We start from the raw sequence: 21,534 nt of genomic DNA on the forward strand, positions 1-21,534 counted from the left end.
GCGGGTCCCTGCTGTTCGCGGCGGAGAACTCACGTGCCGGCCCTAACCTGGGCAGATGGGGTTTCCTCAGCCGGTCGACACCACCGGGGCGCAGCGACCCGGCCCACCGCTGCTGGCCGGCACCCTGCTGACCACCAGCGGCCTGGTGGACCTGCTGTCCGCGTGGGCCACCACGACCGCCGACCCGTTCGTCGTGCAGACCGGCCGGGGCATGTACCTCGTCGACATCACCGGCTGGGCCTGGCTGCACGTCGCGATCGGCGCGGCGGTCACGCTCGGCGGCCTGGCGGCGGCCACCGGACGCCGGGGCACGACGTCGGTCGCCCTCGGCTGCGCCGCCCTGAGCGCCGCCGTCGAGCTGCTGCTGTTCCCGTACGCGCCGGTTCCGGCGCTGCTGGTGGTGGGGCTCGACGCCGCGGTCCTGTGGCTGCTGCTGCGACACCGTCGTGTGGGCCGGGCCACGGGTGGGTTCAGCGGGGCTCGCAGACCCGGCCCGTCATCGCCGGATCCCCCTCCCTGGTCGCCGACCAGATCGGATTGAGCATGAGGGCCAGCGGCGGGGCCTGCCAGGCTGCGCCCAGCCGTTGCAGCAGGCCGTACTCCGGCCGCGGCATCTCCACCGGCTCCCCCGCCAGGAACGCGACCACCTGGTCCTCCACCGCCCGGTCGCCGACCAGACCGCCGTGCAGCGCGGGCTGCTGGTAGACCGGGACGCGGCTGTACTCCCCGGGCGGGGCCTCCGCGGCGCTGACCGTCGGCAGGAAGGCGATCATCCGGACCCCGGCGACCGGGCAGAGGGTGCGGTTGCGGTAGAACGGCGCGTTGCTCAGCACCGACCGCACGAACGAACTGTCGGGCTCGTCCTTCACCTCCAGGGGCAGGTTCGCCAGCCAGAACATGACCCGCAGCTCCCAACCGGCCGCCACTCCCCAGCCGGCGTGCCCGGGCGGCGGGTAGTAGGTCCGGCCGGCCTGGACCAGCGGACTGAACATCACCACCGCGGTCACCGGGCCGCGCGGAAGCCGCTCCAGGTAGGTGCGAGCCACCATCGAACCTTCGCTCTGCCCCAACAGGGCCACCGGGCGTCCGGTGCGCCGGTGCACGGACTCGATCTGGTCGGCGAGCAGGGCGCTGCTGGAATCCAGCGACCGGTGGGTCGCCCCGGCTGGGTACGGCAGGGGCCGGCCCTGCGCGTCCAGGCCCCGGTAGGAGAAGCGCTCGACCCGCGGGTCGGCGGCAGGAGTCCCGTCCCAGCTCGAGTTGTGCCCGCCCAGGACGATCACCGCGTGGGGCACCCGGTCGGGCAACCGCTCGGTGAGCACCGGTGGCCGCCACTGCCCCTGCCCCCCACCGGCCGCGAACCCGATGAACGCCTGGGCCCAGATGGCGCCGGCCAGGGTGAGCACGATCGCGATCGGGCCGACCGGCACCCGCGCCCAGCGCCGGACCGGCGCCGTCGCGGCGGCCACGGTCCGCTGCCAGAGCAGCCCGTTCGCCACGCCGGCCAGACCGGCCACCAGCACCGTCCACCACCCGGGGGTGCTGGAGATCACCGCGCCGGCCAGGGTCAGCACCACGAAGTTCAGCGACGCCCAGCCGAACAGCTCGATGGTCGGCAGCCCCTTCCACCACCGGCTCACCACCCCGGCCCGGAGCAGGAAGGGGGCGAGCACCAGCATCGGGCCGAGCGAGGCGAACAGGTACCACGACAACGCCACCGCCGAGAAGGCGACGGAGAGCGCGGCCCACGGCGAGATGACCGCCGCGGCGACCGCCGCGACCTCCAGGTTGCGCCGGATCAGCCAACCCCAGGACGGGCGCGGCATCCCGGCGGGCCAGGCCAGCGCGGTCAGCCCGGCGGAGAGCACGCCCCGGAGCACGGTCAGCAGCAGCAGGCCGACCAGGAACATCTCCCAGGAGTTGTGGTAGACCAGCAGCCAGCGCAGGTCGTGGTACGAGTCGTACGGCCACACGGCGGTGGCCTGCGGGGCCAGGCCCCGGGCCGCGTGCAGGCCGACGCCGACCAGCAGCGCCTCCTCCAGCACCGGGGGCAGCGCGGCGAGACCGAGCAGCCCCACCAGTCGGCCTCGTGTCGTCCCCACGGCGCTCCTCGCTCTCGCGGCCCTCCGATGCTCTCGCGGATCCCGCCCCTCGGTGGCGGAATCGCGCGGACGAGGGAGACGCACCGTGGTCACGCCGTCCCGCAGCGCGACGGCCCGCGACGACGGCGCGTGGCGTCCGCCGCGTCGCGTGGCAACGTGTCGTACTCCTCGGGCAGGATGCAGGGCGTGCGCCCTGACCCAGACGAGCAGCTGACCGGAGTCCCCCGATGACCGACGACCTGCTCGACGGCCCGGGCCAGCCGGTCGGCCGGGTGCTCGGCACCGCCGACGCCACCCCGCTGCAGTTCTGGACCGCCGTCTCCCCCGACAGCTACCTCCAGCTCGACGACGTGGTCGTCACCCGGCGTGAGCTGCCCGACCGGGAGCCGGTCACCATCGCCGGGGTGGTCACCCAGGTCCGGGCCCGGCACGAGGGCGCCCAGTTCGACTCGGACGTGTTCGCCATCGCCGACGGCACCCTCCCCGCCCAGGTGCAGGAGGCCGCCGAGATCACCACGACCCGGGTCGACCCGGAGTTCTACGTGCCGCCCGCGCCGGGCGCGGCGGTCTACCGGGCCGAGGGCGACGCCCGGGCGCGGGCGCTGCACTTCGACCGGATGGAGCGGCGCATCCCGATGGGCATGGGCCGCGACGGCGTCCCGGTCTACCTCAACGCCGACTTCCTCGACGGCAGCCGGGGCGCGCACGTCTCCATCTCCGGCATCTCCGGCGTGGCCACCAAGACCAGCTTCGCCACCTTCCTGCTCTACTCGGTCTTCCGCTCCGGGGTGCTCGGCGGCGACGCGGTCAACGCCAAGGCGCTGATCTTCAACGTCAAGGGCGAGGACCTGCTCTTCCTCGACCACCCCAACGCCCGGCTCGACGACCCGACCCGGGCCGCGTACGCGAAGCTCGGGCTGGACGCCGGGGCCTTCCCCGACGTGCGGGTCTACGCCCCGCCCCGGGTCGGCGACGCCTCCGGCACGCCGGACGTGAGCAGCCGGCTCACCGGCGTGGACAGCTTCTACTGGACGCTGAGCGAGTTCTGCGCCGACCGCCTCCTGCCGTACGTCTTCGCCGACGCCGACGACGAGCGCCAGCAGTACACGATGGTGGTCCACTCGGTCGCCGCCCACCTGGCCCGGTACGCCCAGCCCGCCGACGGCGGGGTGAGCGTCGACGGGGTCCGGCTCGGCTCGTACGCCGACCTGGTCGACCACATCGTCGAGCAGCTCAACGACGACGAGACCCGGAGTGACTGGGCGGGCAGCGCGGTCGGCCTCGGCACGGTCAACGCCTTCGCCCGCCGGCTGATCGGCAGCAAGAAGGACCTGGGCCGGCTGATCCGGGGCGACCTGGCCACCCGCCGCCCGCACAGCATCAACACCGCCGAGAGCGCCCAGGTCACCGTGGTCGACCTGCACAACCTGCCGGACCGCGCACAGCGCTTCGTGGTCGGTGTGACGCTCAAGAGCGAGTTCGAGCGCAAGGAGAAGTCCGGCACCGCCAAGCCGCTGCTCTTCGTCGTCCTCGACGAGCTCAACAAGTACGCCCCGCGCGAGGGCTCCTCCCCGATCAAGGAGGTGCTGCTCGACATCGCCGAGCGGGGCCGCTCGCTCGGGGTGATCCTGATCGGCGCGCAGCAGACGGCGAGCGAGGTGGAGCGGCGGATCGTCACCAACTCGGCGATCCGGGTGGTCGGCCGGCTCGACCCGGCCGAGGCGTCCCGCCCCGAGTACGGCTTCCTCCCGCCGGCCCAGCGTCAGCGGGCACTGCTGGCCAAGCCGGGCACCATGTTCGTCAACCAGCCCGACATCCCGGTCCCGCTCTGCCTGGAGTTCCCCTTCCCGGCCTGGGCCACCCGGGTCTCCGAGGCGGGCCGGCCCCCCTCGCAGACGCTGCGCTCGATCACCCAGTCGGCCGACCCGTTCGCGGTGGTCGGCTCGGGCGCCGGCGACGACGACATCCCGTTCTAGGGAGCGCGCACCCATGAAGATCCTGCACACCTCGGACTGGCACGTCGGCAAGGTGCTCAAGGGGCAGTCCCGCGCCGACGAGCACAAGCAGGTGCTGGCCGGGGTCATCGAGATCGCCCGCGACGAGCGCCCCGACCTGGTGATCGTCGCCGGCGACCTCTACGACACCGCCGCTCCCAGCCCGGAGGCGACCCGACTGGTCACCCGGGCGCTGACCGCGCTGCGGCGCACCGGCGCCGACGTGGTGGCGATCGGCGGCAACCACGACAACGGCCAGGCCCTGGACGCGCTGCGCCCGTGGGCCGAGGCGGCCGGCATCACGCTGCGCGGCGGCGTCCGGGAGAACCCGGCCGAGCACGTCATCGAGGGCACCACCCGCGACGGCGAGCGCTGGCAGCTCGCCGCGCTGCCCTTCCTCTCCCAGCGGTACGCCGTCCGCGCGGTGGAGATGTACGAGCTGACCGCCGCCGAGGCCACCCAGACGTACGCCGACCACCTCGGCCGGGTCCTCGCCCGGCTCACCGAGGGTTTCACCGAACCGGGCCGGGTGCACCTGGTCACCGCCCACGTCACCGTGGTCGGCGCGACCACCGGCGGCGGCGAGCGGGACGCGCACACCGTGCTCGGCTACGCCGTGCCGGCGACGGTCTTCCCCGGCAACGCCCACTACGTGGCGCTGGGCCACCTGCACCGCTCGCAGCGGGTGATCGGGCCCTGCCCGATCCGCTACAGCGGCAGCCCGCTGGCGGTCGACTTCGGCGAGCAGGAGAACGTCTGCTCGGTGACGCTGGTGGAGGTCACCGCGCAGACCGCCGCGCAGGTCCGCGAGGTGCCGGTGCCGGCGGCGGTGCCGCTGCGCACGGTGCGGGGCACCCTCGCCCAACTGGCCGAGTTGACCCCGCCCGAGGGCTGGCTGCGGGTGTTCGTCCGCGAGCAGCCGCGGGCCGGCCTGCGCGAGGAGGTGCAGGAACTGCTCCCCCGGGCGCTGGAGATCCGGATCGACCCGGAGCTGGTCCCGGCCCCGGGCAGCGGCACCCGGGTCGCCCAGCGGGCCGGCCGCTCCCCCCGGGAGCTGTTCGCCGACTACCTGGACAGCCGGGGCCACGACGACGACGGCGTGCGGGAGCTCTTCGACGAGCTCTTCGAGGAGGTGTGACCAGTTGGCGGCTTTCCCTGCTTTGAGGACCTGCTGGCGCTCGTACGCACTTCCGGTGGCGGCCGTATGTGTCTCGACGCTGAGCAAGCGCGAACCGACAGGGCCACTTTTTACCGTGAGGGGCGAACGGTGAAAGTCACCCGGGTCGCGTACTCGACGGCACTCAACCCAGGCAAGTATGCGGAATTGGTGGAGCAGGCTCGCCGATTGGGTCGGGTTCGCAGCGAGGTGTGGCAGCGTTACGGGTCGGTCGCCGGTGTCGGGTCAGGGTTGACGGACCGGCGGGTGCGGGATTGGTGGTTGGCCGACGGCACCCACGAGCAGTTCGGTGTGTTGGCGAATGCGTGGAAGGAGACCGTCCGCGACGCCATGGCCGACATCAGAGCGAATCTGGCGGCGGCCACGGTGCAGGTTCGCCGGGCGGTTGGCCGGCGCACAAGCGATCCCACCGAGCGCAAGCGGATGTTGACGGCGCTGAGGACTGGCCAGTGGGCCAGTGAACCGTTCCTGGCTCGGCAGATGCGCAAGCATTGGAAACGTGGCTGCAATCGCACGCACGATCAGATCGTGGTGCGCGCCGACCAGTACAACGTCATCGCTGACGAGCGTGGCCACCTGTGGCTCGCAATTCCCGGACTGCAACGTCGCAGGATGGTCAAGATCCCGCTGTCGACGATCGTCGCTCCGACCGGCACGCTGCGGCTGATCCTGCGTGCCGGCCAGGTGGAGGTGCACTACCAGATCGACGCGTCGCAGCTGCGATCGTCTCAGCGGCCTTGCGGCGAACGGACGATCGGCGTCGACAAGGGATACACCGAAGCCCTGACCGACTCCGATGGGGACCACCACGGCGGGAGCCTCGGTGAGTTGCTTTCCAGTGAGTCGGATCAGTTGAAGGAACGTAACCGGCGTCGGGCAAAGCTGCGCTCGATCGCGAACAACGCTGCCTTACGTGGCGACCAGGCGAAAGCGCACCGGATCAGGCGCAACAATCTCGGGACCGTCAAGCGGGACCGGCAAGCCGCTCGCCATCGCGCCCGGGTCCGCACGGAAATTTTCACCGCCGTGCACCGGGTCGTCGACAAGGCCGCCACCGTCGTCGCCGAAGACCTCACCAAGCGCTTTGCCGGGCGCAAGAGGTTCGGCAGGAACCTCAACCGGCGCCTCGCCGCGTGGACCAAAGGGGTCACCGCCGAGGCGCTGACGAACGTGTCGGAGCGCAGAGGTTCTGCGCTCGTACACGTCAACGCCGCCTACACCTCACAAGCGTGTCACCGCTGCGGCAGCCTTCGCCGACGTAGTGGGGACCGGCTTCACTGCATTCCGTGCGGGGTGGTGTGGCAGGCCGACGTGAACGCCGCGATCAACATCCTGCAACGAGCAGTCGACCCCGACATCGCCCTGCATACCCCACATCATCGGGTGAAGCAGATCTTGCAGGACCGGACCGATCGCCACCGGACCAGACTGCCGGTCCAGGACTCCAGCCCGGCCACCACCGGGCGGAGAGCGAAACATCCGAACTGCTCAGCAACGAGCACCAGTAGGAAGCAGGTCGAGCGCTGATGCGTCCGATGCGGCTGGACATGGCGGGCTTCACCGTCTTCCGGGACGAGACCACGGTCGACTTCACCGACGCCGACTTCTTCGCGCTGGTCGGCCCGACCGGCTCGGGCAAGTCGACGGTGCTGGACGCGATCTGCTTCGCCCTCTACGGCACGGTGCCCCGCTGGGGCGGCACGCGGGGCCTGGCGAACGCGCTCGCCCCGTCGGCCACCGAGGCGCGGGTCCGGCTGGTCTTCGAGTCCGCCGGTTCCCGCTACGTGGCCACCCGGGTGGTCCGCCGGGACGGCCGGGGCAACGTCAAGACGGCCAACGCCGGGTTGCAGCTCATGCCGGCCGGCTTCGACGTCACCAAGCTGGACACCGGGCTGAGCCCGGAGGACCTGGGCGAGGTGGTCGCCGGGACGCCGGCCGAGATGGAGCAGGCGGTGCTGGCGGCGGTCGGGCTGCCGTACGAGCAGTTCACCTCCTGCGTGCTGCTGCCGCAGGGGCAGTTCGCCGACTTCCTGCACGCCAAGCCGGCCACCCGGCAGCAGATCCTGGTCAACCTGCTCGGCCTCGGCGTCTACGAGGAGGTGCAGAAGCGCGCCACCGAACGGGCCGGCCAGGCCGAGGCGGGGTTGGCCGCGGTGGACAAGGTGCTCGCCGGGCTGACCGACGTCGACGACGCGGCGCTGGCCGCCGCGACCGCGCAGGTCGACCGGATGCGCGAGCTGTCTGAGGCGGTCGGGTCGGCCGTACCCGAGCGGGAGAGCGCGCGGGCGGCGGCCCGGGCGGCGACGGCGGCGCTGGCCGACCTCGACGCGGATCTGGCCGGGCTGAGCGGGGTGCGGGCGCCGGACGGGGTGGCCGAGGTGGCCCGGGCCGTGACCACCGCCCGGGCGGCGGCCGACGAGGCGGCGGCCGCGGTGACGCTGGCCGAGGAGCGCGAGGAGAAGCTGCGCGGCGAGCTGGCCGGGGCCGGCGACGAGAGCACGCTGCGGCTGCTGCTGCGGGCGTACACCGATCGGGAGCGGCTGACCGGCGAGGCCGAGACGGTCCGCGCGGCGGTCGCCGAGGCGCAGCGGGAGCACGACGCGGCGGTGGCGGCCCTGACGGCGGCGCGGGAGGCCTCGGCCCGGGCCGAGGCCGAGCTGGAGGCGGCGTTCCGCGCCCACGAGGAGGCCAAGGCCACCGACCAGGCGGTCGCCCTGCGGGCGCACCTGGTCGACGGCGGCACCTGCCCGGTGTGCGAGCAGACCGTGGCCCGGGTGCCGGCGGTGCCGGCCGGCTCGGCGGTGGCCGCGGCCACCGCCGCCGGCAAGGCGGCGCGGGCGGCCAGCAAGGCGGCCCAGGCGCTGGTGCAGGAGCGCGACGCGGCGGCCCGCGACCTGGAGCGGGTGCTGGTGCACGCCCGCGCCCGACACGACCAGCTCGCGGCCCGCTTGTCCGAACTGGACGTCCAGCTCGCCGACGCGGCGACGCCGACGGCGCTGCGCGCGGCGCTGGACGAGCACGCCCGGCTGCGCCGGGCCCTCGACGAGGCGGCGGGGGCGGTACGCGCCGGCCGGGACGCCGCCCGGCGGGCGCGGGGCGCGCTGGACGCGGCGCAGGAGCGGCTACGCGCCGCCTGGCGCGGCTTCGACACCGCCCGGGACGGGCTGGCCCGCTTCGGGCCACCGGCCACCGACCGGGACGACGTCGCCGCCGCCTGGGCCACCCTGGTCGACTGGACCGCCGGGCAGGCGCAGCGGCGGCGGGCGGAACGGGTCGGGCTGGCCGAGGCGGTGACCGGGGCACAGGCGGCCGCCGAGGCGGTGGAGGAACGGCTGGCCGCGCTGCTGTCGGCCGCCGGGCTGCCGCCCGCCGACGACCCGGTCCACGCGGTCGCGGTCGCCGCCGAGCGGGCCGAGGCGGACCGGCGCCGCATCGAGGAACGCCGCGAGCAGGCCGGTGAGCTGCGCCGGCAGCGGGACGAACACGAGCGGCAGGCCCGCGTCGCGCGGGCGCTCGCCGGTCACCTGCGGGCCAACAACTTCGAGCGGTGGCTGCTCGCCGAGGCGCTCGACCTGCTGGTCGACGGCGCCTCCCGGATCCTGCGCGACCTCTCCAACGGCCAGTACGACCTGGTCCACGACAAGGGCGAGTTCGCCGTGGTCGACCACCACGACGCGGGGCTGCGCCGGGGCGTGCGCACCCTCTCCGGCGGGGAGACGTTCCAGGCGTCGCTGGCCCTGGCGCTGGCGCTGTCCGAGCAGCTCGCCGGGATGTCCACCACCGCGGCCAGCCTGGAGTCGATCGTGCTGGACGAGGGCTTCGGCACCCTCGACGCGGCGACCCTGGACACGGTGGCCGCCACCCTGGAGAGCCTGGCCGCCCGGGGCGACCGGATGGTCGGCGTGGTGACCCACGTGCCGGCGCTGGCCGAGCGGATCCCGGTGCGCTACGAGGTCCGCAAGGACGCCCGCACGGCCCGCGTCGAACGGACCGGCCTGTGAGCGTGACCGGGCCGCGGCTCTTCGTCGACGCCTGGGACCCGTCGTACGGTGCCTCCTTCGAGGCCTCGGTGGGTGGGCCGGCGGCGCAGAGCAGCGCCCAGGTCGAGGCGGACGTCGAGCTGCCGGCCGTGGACTGGCGGGCGATCGGCCCCCGCCCGGGCCTGCGCTCGCCGGACGTGGTGCTGCTCGTCGACGGGGTACGCCGGATCGACGCCAGCGTCTGGACGGCCGAGGACGACGGTGCCTCGTTCCCCGGCATCGCCGCCTCGTACGCGGCCGGGGTGGTCCGCTGCGACCTGGAGCGGGGCGCGGCGGAGCTGGCCGGCGCGCAGGTCGGGCGCGGGCTGTTCACCGCCAGCCCGTCGGCGCAGGAGGTGGTCTGCGGGCGGGTCCGCTACCCGGTGCACCGGGTGGGCGGCACGGGCGAGCTGAGCAAGCTCCCCGCGGCGGTGCAGGCGCCACTGACCGCGCTGGAGGTGGCGGTCTCCGACGCCGCGCGGGTGGACGGCGACCTGCTGGTGGTGGACGGGCCGCTGCGCAGCCGGCGGCAGCTGCCGCGCACCCTGGGCTACATCAAGACGCAGCACAGCCAGTACCTCGACGCCCGGCTCACCGCGGTGGTCACCGGGCTCGCGCCGGGCGAGCGGTCCCCGGTGTTCCGGCTCGGCACCGCCTGGGGCGGCTGGTCCTGGTATCTGCGGCTGCCGGTGGCGCTCGGCGCGCCCTGGGCCGGCATCGTGCGGATGGAATGCTCGGCGGAGCTGCCACCGGAGGAGGCGATCGCGCTGGCCGACCTGTCGCTGGTGACGCTGCCCCGGTTCGCTTCCTCGCCGTACAAGGACCCGCGCGCCCCGCAGAACCTGGTGCCGATCGCCGGGCTGGAGCGGCGGCTGCGCGGGCTGCTCGGCGACGCCCGGCTGCTGCACCGGGCGCTGACGATGGCCACCCGGGCCGGCACGGCGGGCCGCTGATGGGTCGCCGCCGTGGCGACGACCGGGTCGTCGCGCCGGTCGACACCGGCGAGGCCGAGCTGGTGCCGGACCCGGACCGGCCCCGCTCGTGGACCCTGCTGCTCGACGGCGCCCCGCAGTCGCACGTGGACCTGGCCGACCCGACCCACCTGGAGTTCGAGTACGTCCGCCGGATCGGCGCGGCGCTCGACCTGCTCGCCCCGGCCGGCGCGCCGCTGCGGGTGCTGCACCTGGGCGGCGGCGCCCTGACTCTGCCCCGCTACCTCCAGGCCACCCGCCCCGGCTCCACCCAGCGGGTGTCCGAGGTGGACGGCGCGCTCGTCGAGCTGGTGCGGCGGGCGCTGCCCTGGCCTACCGACCCCCGGCTGAAGGTGCGGGTCGCCGACGCCCGCGCGACCCTCGCGTCCACCCGGGACGCCGCGTACGACGTGGTGGTCGCCGACGTGTTCGCCGGCGCGCGCACCCCGGCGCACCTCACCTCGGTCGAGTACGCCGCCGAGGTGGCCCGGGTGCTGGCCCCGTCCGGCTGGTACCTGGCCAATCTCGCCGACGGTCCGCCGCTGCGGCACGCCCGGGCCCAGGTGGCCACGGTCCGCACGGTGCTGCCCCGGGCCTGCCTGGTCGGCGACGCGGCGGTGCTGCGCGGGCGCCGCTACGGCAACCTGGTGCTGGTCGCGGGCCGGATCGAGCCGCCGGTGCCGGAGCTGACCCGGCGCGCCGCCGGGGACTGGTTCCCCGGCCGGGTGGTGGCCGGCGCGGAACTCGACCGGTTCGCCGGGGGCGCCCTGGTGGTGCGCGACGCCGACGCGACCGACTCCACCCCACCGCCGCCCGGAATTTTTTCGGTACGTCGTTGATCCGCCGGGCCGACCCGCACGTATCACGGGGCGGCCCTCCCCGTGGGCCGGCTGATGTCGAGGGGACACCAGGAGGTCTGCATGCACGCGGTCGCGGCCGGCTTGCACGGCGAGATGGCCAGGCCAGGGTGGATGTTCGCCCGGGCCCAGCCCCAGTCCCGTGCCTCGAGGTCGGGCCGGGGGGTCGACGCGGGCCCCACCGATCGCCAGAATGGCCCGGTGACGCCGCGACCGGCGCCCGGACGCCACCAGGCGGCGTCCCCCGAGGCCAGCCATTCCGACCAGCTCGTCCGGCTGCTCTACGCCGAGCACGCCGGGCCGCTGCTGATGTTCGTGATGCGGCTGACCGGCGGTGACCGGCAGCGCGCCGAGGACATCGTGCAGGAGACCCTGCTGCGGGCCTGGCGCAACGCGCACCGCCTCGGCGTGCAGGGCCAGGGTTCGCTTCGGCCCTGGCTGGTGACCGTGGCCCGGAGGATCGCCATCGACGAGCACCGCAGTGAGCAGGCCCGACCGGCGGAGACGTACGACCGGGACCTGACCGCGTTCGCCGAGGCGGACAGCACCGACCGGGTGCTGCGCACCATGACCGTGGCCGACGCGCTGCGTACCCTGAGCCAGTCGCACCGGGAGATCCTGGTGGCCACGTACTTCCGGGGCCGCACGGTGCCGGAGGCGGCCGAGGAGCTGGGCCTTCCGCTCGGCACCGCCAAGTCGCGGGTCTACTACGCGCTGCGCGCGCTGCGCACGGCTCTGCAGGAGAGGGGGGTGACGGAATGAGCCGGGCAGACCACATGGACGTTGCCGCGTACGCGCTCGGCGTGCTGGACGAGCAGGACACCGAACGGTTCGAGGAGCACCTCGCCACGTGCTGGGCCTGCGCCGCGGAGCTGGAGACGATGGTCCCGGTGGTGGGGCTGCTCTCCGACATCGACGGCGAGACGATGATGGCGATGGAGCACACCGCCACCGACCCGGCCCTGCTGGACCGTACCCTGGTCGCGGTCCGCACCCACCGGCGTCGCGCCCAGTTCCGGCGGGTCTTCGCCACCGCCGCCGCGGTGGTGGCGGTCGGCGCGCTGAGCGGCCTGGGGGTGGCCGTCCTCGACGGCAACCGCGTCGGCGACCAGGTGGTCGCCGAGCCGACGGTGACCGCGACGGTGGACGGGCCGGCGAGCCCGCAGCCGACCCGCTCCGGGCCGGCCGTCGGCGGCAACGAGATCGAGGGCGACCAGCACGACGCCACCGACCCGAGCACCGGGGTGAAGGCCACCATGTGGCTGGCCCGCAAGGAGTACGGCACCTGGATCGGGTTCAACCTGACCCGGCTGCCCGGTCCGCGCACCTGCCGGCTGGTGGTGGTGCGCAAGAACTCCACCACCGAGGTGGTCTCCACCTGGTCGGTGCCGGGCGGCGGCTACGGCACCAACCTGAACCCGCAGGACCTCCAACTGGAGGCGTCCACCTCGGCGCCGCCCGGCGACATCGCCAAGGTCCAGGTGCAGTCGGTCGACGCGAACGGGGTGGCCAGCCCGCTGGTGACCGTCGTCCCCTGACCGGCGAACTCCCGATCGGCGCCGGCCCCGCGTGGGCCGGCGCCGTTTCGGCTTTGGCCGCGGCGACGCCGACGTGCCTGCACACGTACGTAGCCCCGGAACGGTTCAACGGGTTCGAGTGAAATTGCCCACTGTCAATCGTTCAACCTTGACAGTGGACCCTCCGTACTACTCGGTGAACTGCCAAGAATGAGGAGGGCACGTGGCACAGATGAAGCGAACCGTCATCGTCGCGAGCGCGATGGTCGCACTTACGGCCTGCGCTCCCGCGGGTTACGACGGGGCGAACTCCAGCGCTGCCGAGCCGGTCGCCGTCGCCGCGGCCGAGCCCACCGCGGCGGTCGAACCGGAGGCCTCCGCCTCCGCCGAAGCGCCGGCCGCCGAGCAGGCACCGCCCCCCGCGGACGTGCGCCTGACCGACGAACTGGTCGGCAAGAAGGTCGCCCGGATGGGCAACGTGGTCACCGACCAGGACGGCTGGATCCTCTACCGCTTCGACAAGGACTCCGACGATCCGCCGTCGTCGAACTGCGTGGACAAGTGCGCCCAGGTGTGGCCGCCCGCGCTGACCGACGGCAACCCGCAGCTGGAGGGCGTCTCCGACGACAAGGTCGGCACCGTCACCCGCCAGGACGGCACCCGGCAGATCACCATCGGGGGCTGGCCTGTCTACCGCTACATCGGTGACAAGAAGCCGGGCCAGTGGAAGGGCCAGGGCGTCGGTGGCACCTGGTTCGTGGTGGACCCGAACGGCAAGAAGAACCTGACCTGCCTGCCGACCGGCACCCCGAAGGCGGTCGCTCCGCCGGCGGCCGGCGACTCGGGCGGCGCGGACGCGGGCGGCTCCGGCTACTCGTACTGATCTCCCGCCACCATCCGGGACACGGTGGCCGGTCGCAGCCGGGGAGGGCGCGGCCGGCCATCGTCATGTACGCCGTCGTACCGGTAGCGCCTCTCGTCTCGCATGGCCCCTGCCTCCGCCACCGGGCCCGCCGACCGCTAATCTGGCAGCCCAGCGGCGGCTGCGACATGGTTGTCCACGGTCGACAGCACGACAGCGCCGATATCCGGGGAAGAGAGGCGGCATGGCGCCGAAGCGGAGCCGAGCGCCCCTGCCGGTGGTGCTCGCGCTGGCCGGCTCCCTCATCGGCGCCATCGGCGCGACGGCGGCCGCGCGGTGGCCCGTGGACGACGACCGCCCCGCGATCGCGGCACCCACCCAGTCCACCTCGCCGGCTCCCGCACCGCCCGCGCTGGTTTCGTTGACGGTGCTCACCTGGAACGCGTGCGCCAACGCCAAACAGCGCTGTCCCGCCGCCAGCCGGCACCGGCAGCTCGCCGCCGCCATTGGCCAGGCGGCACGGAATCGCTCGGCCGACGTGGTGCTGCTGCAGGAGATGTGCGCCGACCTGCTGCCCGCGCTGGGGAGCAGCCTCGGCACTGACTGGAAGGTGCACTTCCGCCAGGCCACGACGGCCGCAGTCAAGCGCGGCACGAGGGTCAGCCGACCGACCACCTGCGGGGCCAACGGAGACCGGTACGGCCAGGCGGTGGCGGTGCGGGCGGCGGTCGAGCGGGGTGCCCGTGCGGCATCGCCCGTCCAGGTGTCGTGGCTGGTTCAGCTCCCGTCACCCAAACCCAGGAACAGCAGGTGGATGGAGCAGCGGTTTGCGCTGTGCGTCCGGTTGCGCGTGCCCCAGCTCCAGGTCTGTGGCGCCCACCTGTCAACGCCGGAGCAGGATCCCGACGGTGGGTTTCGGGCCGCGCAGGCCGCGCGGCTCGCCGCCGAGGCGCGCCGCGGCCGCGCACAGGGATATCTGACCATCGTGGGCGGCGACTTCAACACCACCCCGGCCGCGACGGTGACCGGCAGGCACCAGCTCGTCCTGCAACCGCTGTACGACCAGAGCGTCGACTGCGACCTGGGCAGGATGCAGGCGACGTTCGGCAAGGTCAAGATCGACTACCTGTTCTCCGGACCCGGCCTCAAGCCGCTCGGCTGCGATGCGATCCAGGCGCCGCTCTCCGACCACCGGTTGCTGGCGGCGCGCTACCATCTCTACCCCAACCCGACCGGCGCCTGATCGCCGCGAGCCGATCCGGACCGGACCGGACCGGACCGGACCAGCATGACCTCGACGGCCCAGACGATTGCTGCAGGATCGAGTCGAGGCGCTCCCGGAGGTAGGCCTGGACTCCTCGGAGTGAGGGATCACCGTTCCACCTGGCACGACTGCTGCGGGTGCGCGCCACGACCCGCAGAGCCCGCAACGGCGCCCGCCCGGAGGCGGGCCGGCGCCGCTGCGCGTACCCAGGGTCAGCCCTTCTCCCACGGGCTGGGCACCGGGAAGTAGGTGTCCAGGAAGGGCGTGAGGACCGAAAGCTGGGCCGCCAGGTCTTCCTCGGTGGAGAACGCGTCGTTCAGACAGAAGACGTGCCGGTCCCGGCGGGCGAGCAGGTGCGCCAGGCGTGCCGGTGTGTCGGGGTGGGACAACTCAGCGATGGTGTAGCGCAGGTCCCCCGGCACCGCCCGGCCCGTGTGGAACGCATAGTAGTGGTGCAGTGACGAGGCGATCGAGATGTCCGACATGCTGCGGAAGCGGCTGCCGGCGGTGACCCGGTGCGAGGCCGCAAAGGTTTCCTCGATCTCGTACAGGACGCTGCGTCGCAGCGCGTGGGGCATGTGCTTCATCTTCCGGGTGAGCACCGTGCCGAAGCGCTCGGCGATCAACGCACGGTTGTTCTTCCCGGCCGCCGAGGAGGGGATGTCCTCCGCGGTCGGGGCACCCGGCGGCACCAGAGCCGGCGACGGGAAGAACCGGGAGATGCCGTTGGCCAGGAAGAAGTCCCGGGGCAGCACCTCGGTGCCGAGGAAGACGTCGTCGTTCAGGTAGAGGAAGTGCTCGGAGAGCCCGTCGATGTGGTGCAGCTGGCTCTCGATGGCGTGCGAGTTGTAGGTCGGCAGCACGGACGGGTCGGCGAAGATCTCCCGGTGGCTGACCACCCGGATCCCTGGGGCCGACGGCTCCAACCACTCCGGCACCTGGTCGTCGGTCACCAGGTAGACCTGGCGTACCCAGGGCGCGAACTGGTGCAGCGACCGCAGCGAGTAGCGCAGTTCGTCGCGGCTGAGGAAGCGGGCCGCGCTCGCCGCCTCGGCGTGGTACGGGACGCCGGCGATCTCGGCGCGGCGGCGCAGCCACTCCGGGTCCGCGCCGTCCACCCAGGTGTAGACGACGTCGACCGGAAAGGCGACGTCGTCGGGCTGCCGTCCGGCGAACTCCTGCCGGGTGCGCGCGGTCGTCGCGCCGGTGTACGGCACCAGGCCGGTGAAGAGCGACTCGGACGTCAACACCGGCGGCGCCGACACCTGGACCCGCTCGGCCACCGGGTTCGGGCGGGGAGCGACGAGCTCGTCGCCCTGCCGGGTCCAGAACTCGACCTCGCACCCGTGGGCCTGGCCGAGCACGAGCCGGCGCCGCGGGTCGGTCCGGTACCAGGTGAGCCGGATGACCGGGGCGTCGGTCAGGCGGTCCCAGGTGCGCGACTCGAAGCCGGCCGACGGAGGTCGCTCCGCGTGGGCCCGCGGCACGGTGACGTAGCCGGGCACCCGGGCGCAGGCGGCGGCGAGCGCGGCGTACGCCCGTTTCCGGTCCGCGTCGTCGACGGCGACCACCGATGCGCAGTCGGTCCTGCCGCGGACCCGGAAGTAGGCCACGCCTGCCTCGTCAAGGGCCGCCGTGACGACGGTCAGGTTCCCCGCCCGGGCGCGCAGCGGGGTGAGGTCGGCGTCGACCTGGGCGATGCGGGGCGCGCGGTCGGCGGTGACGACCACCCGGTCGCCTCCGGCCAGCAACTGGGGCTGTCGCCGCGCCATCCGCTCGCCCCGGCGCCCGGCCACCGTGGTGTCAGCCGACGCCCGGGCGACCCACTGCTTCAGCTGGTGCCGCGCCTTCGGACTCACCTTCGTCGCGATGGCGCGGCGGGTCTGCGGGCTCAGCACCCGGCGATAGACCTCGACGAGCCCCGACGGTTCCGCGAGTGCCCGTGGCGTCTCCGACGGCGTCGGCTTCGGGTCGGTCACCGCTGTCCTCCCGGTCCGCCCGCACCGGCCGCTGACTCCCGCATGGGAACGGGTCGCCGACTCACCGCTGGGGCCCCGGCAGCGCGGCGATGGCGTCGGCGACCCGTTGGCAGTTGTTGCGGTCCTGGACGGCGAAGAAATCGGCCGCCCGGCGCGAGTACTCCTCCTCGCGGACGCACCCGTTCTCCAGGTACCTGATGATCGCGTTCACGGTCTCCTCCGCGGTCTCGCAGACCGGGCCGAACCCGTCCTCCCGGGCCTCGAAGTAGCCCTTCTTGTAACCGCCGACGGTGAAGAACTCCTCCTCGTCGAACTGGGCGTAGATCAGCGGGGTGCCGAGGTAGGCGACGTCGAAGGCGGTGGACGAGTAGTCCGTGATGAACAGGTCACACTGGCGCAGCGCGTCCTGCACCGTGCGAGTCGTCTGGTCCGCCATGGCGAAGCAGTCGTCTGCCGGGACGACATCGGTCAGCAGCGAGCGCATCTCGTAGTGCGGGAGGAACTCCAGCACGTAGCCGTGCCGGCGCAGCGCCTGCCGCAGCCGCTCGCTGCCGAACAGCTCGGCGATGAAGACCTGGTAGGCCGATCCGTCGAAGGCGACCCGAGGTCGGGCGGAGCTGTTGTACGACGGGGTCACCAGGTATGTGCGCCAGGTGGGCATGAACAGGATCCTCCGCCTGCCCCGGTCCGGGACCAGCGCGTCGAACCGGGGCATGCCGGTGGTCTTCACCATGTCCCCGTAGTCGAGCTCCTTCGCCACGTACTCGGCCTCCCGGTGCGCCGAGGCCACGAAGAGGTCGAACGAACCCCGGCCCCGGTGCAGACCGGCGCTCACGTCCTTCTCGGTCACGCCGTGCTGGAGGAAGACCCGGGACGAGGCGATCCGCCAGTTCAGGTGCTTCAGGAACGGCGACCGCTCCCAACGCTCCGGCAACATGTAGGCGTCGATGTCATACGAGTTGATCAGCTTGGTGGCGTGCAGCATCAGGAACTTGTGCCGGAAGGAGCCGTGGGTGACGACGTTGCCCAGCCCTCGCAGCCGCTGACGGTCAGCGCTCTCCTTCGCCAGCAGGTAGTAGACGTTCCGCCTGCGCTCCACCTGGCGGAGGTGCCGGAACAGGTGCGCGGAGTTGTCCTGCGCCGTGTCCCTGCGCTCGCCGATCAGCCATACGTCGCGCCGGCTCATCAGCGGAGCCGTGAGCAGGCGGAGCAGGCGCTGCTTCCAGAAGGGGGCCCGTGAGGCGATGTGCCGTAGGTCCTTGCGCACCATGAGTCGCCGCCACCGCCGCCGCCCCGCGGTCCCGCCGCCCCGCTGCACCAGCAGCGCCGCGTTCTCCCGCCCGGTGAAGGTGGGCAGGATCCGGGTGTCGCCAGCCACCTTCGTCGTGGCGTCACGCAGGAAGGCGGCGGAGATCAGGCACTGCCGGGAGGCCTGGCCGGTCTCGGTCAGGAACACGAGCCGGAGGTGGTGCTGCCCCCTGCGGAGCTTGTCCACCGGGAGCTCGGCCGAGAAGCCGCTCCACTCCCGGTTGTCGTCTCCCGCCTTGAGGTCAGCCCGTCTCTCGACGGTGACCGGCGCGGTCAGGTTGCTGCCCCGCACCCGCAGCCCGAGCGGCGTGGCCATCGGGGCCCGCATCGGCAGCCCGTTGATCACCATGTGCCCGGACACCTTGAGCGTGTCCCCCGAGGGCGAGAGAAGCACCTGCTCCACGCGCGCCCCCACGGCGGTCACCTTGGTCAGCGGCAGCAACGCCGGTGTGACCGGGTAGTCGAGGTGCAGGTCACCGCCGCATGCGACGACACCTTGCAACCGCTCCCAGGGCCGGGCGAACAGCTCGAAGTCGTACGACTTGAAGGCCAGGTACGCCACCCGGTGCCGGGTGTCCAGCGTCCAACGCGCGATGAAGGACGGGTCGATGTCGTGGTAGATCCGACTGCACCGGTCGAAGATCTTCCACAGGTCGGCGTCCTCGAAGAGGTCGTGCGCCCGCATGGCGAAGCCCTGGTAGCTGCGAACGAGAAAGCGTTCGAGGACCTCGCGGCGGAACACGTCCAGCTCGGAACGAAGCTCCGCGAGGGTCTCGCAGAGTTCCAGATGGTCCCAGAAGTTCTGTTCCCGGACGAACAGGTTGTCCATGATGGAGCTGCTGACCGCCCGCTTGCGGTACTTGTAGACCACCTCGTCGACCAGTGCGATGCGCTCCGCCTTGAGCAGCATGGGGATGGCCAGGAAGGCGTCCTCGAAGTGGACCCCCTCGCGGAACCGCAGGCCGTGCGCCCGGAGCTGGGAAAGGTCGTAGAGCTTGTGGCACGGGCCGGCGTCGAAGATCAGGTCGGGCGCGTCGACCACCGTCTCCAGCAGGCGGTCGCCCTTGCCGAAGGGCTTCTTCCAGAGGAAGGGGGTGGGCTTGGGGAACGTGTCCATGTCGCCGACGGCCATGCTCGCCTTGTTCGCCACGATCGCGTTGAGCAGCACCTCGATGGCACGCGGCGGCAGGATGTCGTCGGAGTCGACGAACGCGACGTACGGCGTGTCAGCCATGTCCAGCGCCCGGTTCCGGGCCGCGCCCGGCCCGCTGTTCTCCTGCTGGATCGCGGTCACGTTCGGGTGCTCCGCAGCGAACTGCTTCGCCAGGATCACCGAACCGTCGGTGCTGCCGTCGTCAACCAGGATGACGTTGCACTGCGCGAACACGGTCTGCGCCGCGATCGATTCGAGCGTCTCGGGCAGGTAGTCCTCGACGTTGTAGACCGGGACGATGATCGTGACCTGGGGGGCAGGGCCTACCACACTGGGCTCCACTGGGGGTTCGCAGAGATGTTGACGAGCTGGTCGAAGCGTAATGTGCGACGGGAATCAGGTTCAGGCATCGGGACGCTCGGCGGGGTACGTCCCCCACCAGCCGGGCGACACAATGTCCTCCTGCGCCTCGCGGGTGGCGGCGATGCGCATCGAGGGCAGCGTGGGCGCGTCCAGTCGCGGACCGACCCGCAGCGGGCGCGCGGTATGGGCGTCCACCTGCCGGCCGAGGGCGGGCGTGGTCGGGGCATCCACCTGCCGGCCGTACCGATCCGCGCCGCGCGACTGCCGCCACAGCGCGCTGGCGCCCAGCTTCCGCCGCTCGGCGACCACGTCGTCGGGCAGCTCGAACGGGGCGGGGAACGGCAGGTAGCGGGACAGGAAGTCGGCCAGCATCCGCTCCTGCTCGGCGAAGGCCTCCGAATCCGAGTCGGTGTCGTTGAGGCAGAACACGTCACGGTGCCGACGGGTCAGCAGCTCAGTGAGGCGGGCGGGCGTCGAGGGGTGACCGAGGTCCGCGTACTCGTACTCGATGTCGCCCGGCACCGCCTGCGCGGTCAGGTACGCCCAGTACTGGTGCAGGGAGGACGGAATCGACAGGTCGCCGTGGTGGCGGAACTGGTGCCGTGCCGTCTCGGTCACGTCCGCGTGCAACATCTGCTCGATCTGGTGCATGATGCTGCGCCGCAGGGCGAACGGAGTGTGCTTCATCTTCTGCGTGATGGTCACGCCGAAGAGCCGCTGGATGTGCCGGCGGTTGTTCTTGCCGGCCGCGTTCACCGGCGGGTCGGCGGCCCTCGCCTCGCCCAGCCCGAACTGCGCCGGGGAGAGGAAGAACTTCGCGATCCCGTTGGCATGGAAGAAGTGGGTCGGCAGCAGCGGCCGGCCGAGGAAGACGTCGTCGTTGAGGTAGAGGAAATGTTCCGCCAGGCCCTCGATGCGGTGCAGCCGGGACTCGATGGCGTGCGAGTTGAACGACGACCGGCCGCCGAGATCGGCGAAGAGTTCGGCGTGCGTGACGACGGTGATCATCGGGTGGGTCGGGTCGAGCCAGCTCGGCAGCTGGCTGTCGGTGACCAGGAAGATCCGTCGCAGCCAGGGCGCGAAGCCGTGCAGCGACCGCATGGAATACCGCAGTTCGTCCCGGTTGTGGTAGCGCGACGAGTTCGCCGCCACCGCGTGCCGCGGCGCGTCGGGAGCACGGAGCGCGGCCATCTTGCGCTTGAGCCATTCCGGATCCGAGCCGTCCACCCAGGTGTAGACGGCGTCGATCGGGAAGCCCACCCGGTCCGGGGCGCGGACGGTGAGATCGCGGCGGGTGCCGTAGGTGTGGTCGTCCGCCTCAGGAACGAAGTGGCTGAGCAGAGCCGCGGCCACGCGTACCGGCTCGGCCCGGGCCGGCGCCTCGTCGATCACCGCGTTGTGCCGGGGTGCCCGGACGACGTCACCCACCCGGGTCCAGAACTCGATCTCGCAGGCGAACTGGGCCCCCAGGACCACGCCCGCCCGGGCGTCGGTCACCGGGAACCACACCTGGATCACCTCGGCCGGGGCGAGGTCCGGCTGGTTCCGCCCGGGCTGCACCTCGACAGTGCGCACGTGCGCGCCCGACAACTCCGGTGCGGACCGGACCAGGCGACGCACCGCGTCCCGCTGGTCGACCAGGATGGCCACCGAGCTACGCAGGTAGTCGTCGTTGCGCAGGCAGTGGTATTCGATCCCGGCCGACTCCAGCGTGGACGTGACGGCCACCAGGTTGCGGTGCCACATCTCCAGCGGTGTCGCCCGGGCGACCACCTCTGCTTCGGTGCGGACGCCGCCGTCGGCGACGGTCACCCGAGCGCCGACCGGGTGCACCGTGTCACCGCCGCGCGGGCGGGTGAAGGTGCGCACGAGGCGGAGCCGCCGGTGCGCGGGAAGCAGGCCGAGCAGCCGGCGCCGAGCGGCGGGCGGGAGGAGTCGGTAGACGCGCAGGGCGATCATGCTGCTGGC

Annotated in this window: 15 protein-coding genes; 11 read left to right on the forward strand and 4 right to left on the reverse strand. The window is 72.7% G+C overall.

Going from position 1 to position 21,534, the window contains the following annotated elements; translation table 11 throughout:
- Positions 1 to 55 precede the first annotated feature (55 nt).
- Positions 56 to 541 (forward strand): hypothetical protein, encoded by a 486-nt coding sequence (locus M2302_RS02420; protein WP_280836328.1) that lies wholly within the window; start codon positions 56 to 58, stop codon positions 539 to 541.
- Here M2302_RS02420 and M2302_RS02425 read toward each other — a convergent pair.
- A complete protein-coding gene (locus M2302_RS02425; protein ID WP_280836329.1) occupies positions 471 to 2,102 on the reverse strand; it encodes a hypothetical protein in 1,632 nt (543 codons plus the stop codon). The genes M2302_RS02420 and M2302_RS02425 overlap by 71 nt on opposite strands.
- Before the next feature lie 227 nt (positions 2,103 to 2,329).
- Here M2302_RS02425 and M2302_RS02430 point away from each other — a divergent pair, with 227 nt between their 5' ends.
- The 10 genes from M2302_RS02430 to M2302_RS02475 all read left to right on the forward strand — a co-directional run bounded on the left by M2302_RS02430 (position 2,330) and on the right by M2302_RS02475 (position 14,742).
- Positions 2,330 to 4,078, forward strand: coding sequence for an ATP-binding protein (locus M2302_RS02430; protein ID WP_280836330.1), 1,749 nt, complete (start codon positions 2,330 to 2,332; stop codon positions 4,076 to 4,078).
- A 13-nt stretch (positions 4,079 to 4,091) separates the two neighbouring features.
- Positions 4,092 to 5,234 carry an exonuclease SbcCD subunit D gene (locus tag M2302_RS02435; protein ID WP_280836331.1) on the forward strand — a complete coding sequence of 381 codons (1,143 nt, stop codon included), beginning with the start codon at positions 4,092 to 4,094 and terminating at the stop codon, positions 5,232 to 5,234.
- Between the two features lie 129 nt (positions 5,235 to 5,363).
- Positions 5,364 to 6,800, forward strand: coding sequence for a transposase (locus tag M2302_RS02440; protein ID WP_280836332.1), 1,437 nt, complete (start codon positions 5,364 to 5,366; stop codon positions 6,798 to 6,800).
- Positions 6,800 to 9,274 carry an SMC family ATPase gene (locus M2302_RS02445; protein WP_280836333.1) on the forward strand — a complete coding sequence of 825 codons (2,475 nt, stop codon included), beginning with the start codon at positions 6,800 to 6,802 and terminating at the stop codon, positions 9,272 to 9,274. Before M2302_RS02440 ends, M2302_RS02445 begins: the two co-directional genes overlap by 1 nt.
- 2 nt (positions 9,275 to 9,276) lie before the next feature.
- Positions 9,277 to 10,245, forward strand: coding sequence for a hypothetical protein (locus M2302_RS02450; protein ID WP_280836528.1), 969 nt, complete (start codon positions 9,277 to 9,279; stop codon positions 10,243 to 10,245).
- A complete protein-coding gene (locus M2302_RS02455) occupies positions 10,245 to 11,102 on the forward strand; it encodes a fused MFS/spermidine synthase (RefSeq protein WP_280836334.1) in 858 nt (285 codons plus the stop codon). Before M2302_RS02450 ends, M2302_RS02455 begins: the two co-directional genes overlap by 1 nt.
- A gap of 81 nt (positions 11,103 to 11,183) precedes the next feature.
- Complete coding sequence (locus M2302_RS02460; RefSeq protein WP_088963279.1) at positions 11,184 to 11,882, forward strand: sigma-70 family RNA polymerase sigma factor; 699 nt, start codon at positions 11,184 to 11,186, stop codon at positions 11,880 to 11,882.
- On the forward strand, positions 11,879 to 12,658 hold the full coding sequence (locus M2302_RS02465) for a zf-HC2 domain-containing protein (protein ID WP_280836335.1): 780 nt from the start codon (positions 11,879 to 11,881) through the stop codon (positions 12,656 to 12,658). The genes M2302_RS02460 and M2302_RS02465 overlap by 4 nt, the downstream gene beginning before the upstream one ends.
- A 202-nt stretch (positions 12,659 to 12,860) precedes the next feature.
- On the forward strand, positions 12,861 to 13,520 hold the full coding sequence (locus M2302_RS02470; protein WP_154942917.1) for a hypothetical protein: 660 nt from the start codon (positions 12,861 to 12,863) through the stop codon (positions 13,518 to 13,520).
- A 223-nt stretch (positions 13,521 to 13,743) separates the two neighbouring features.
- Positions 13,744 to 14,742: an endonuclease/exonuclease/phosphatase family protein gene (locus tag M2302_RS02475; protein ID WP_280836336.1), complete on the forward strand. Its 999-nt coding sequence runs from the start codon at positions 13,744 to 13,746 to the stop codon at positions 14,740 to 14,742.
- A 233-nt stretch (positions 14,743 to 14,975) separates the two neighbouring features.
- Here the strand turns inward: M2302_RS02475 and M2302_RS02480 are convergent, their stop codons facing one another.
- The 3 genes from M2302_RS02480 to M2302_RS02490 form a co-directional block, all read right to left on the reverse strand.
- Positions 14,976 to 16,742, reverse strand: coding sequence for a stealth family protein (locus tag M2302_RS02480; RefSeq protein ID WP_280836337.1), 1,767 nt, complete (start codon positions 16,740 to 16,742; stop codon positions 14,976 to 14,978).
- A gap of 61 nt (positions 16,743 to 16,803) precedes the next feature.
- Positions 16,804 to 19,533, reverse strand: coding sequence for a CDP-glycerol glycerophosphotransferase family protein (locus M2302_RS02485; RefSeq protein WP_280836338.1), 2,730 nt, complete (start codon positions 19,531 to 19,533; stop codon positions 16,804 to 16,806).
- 72 nt (positions 19,534 to 19,605) lie between these two features.
- Positions 19,606 to 21,525: a stealth family protein gene (locus M2302_RS02490; RefSeq protein WP_280836339.1), complete on the reverse strand. Its 1,920-nt coding sequence runs from the start codon at positions 21,523 to 21,525 to the stop codon at positions 19,606 to 19,608.
- Between the last annotated feature and the right edge of the window lie 9 nt (positions 21,526 to 21,534).

The sequence above is a fragment of the Micromonospora sp. A200 genome (genome assembly GCF_029893845.1).
GTDB lineage: Bacteria > Actinomycetota > Actinomycetes > Mycobacteriales > Micromonosporaceae > Micromonospora > Micromonospora purpureochromogenes.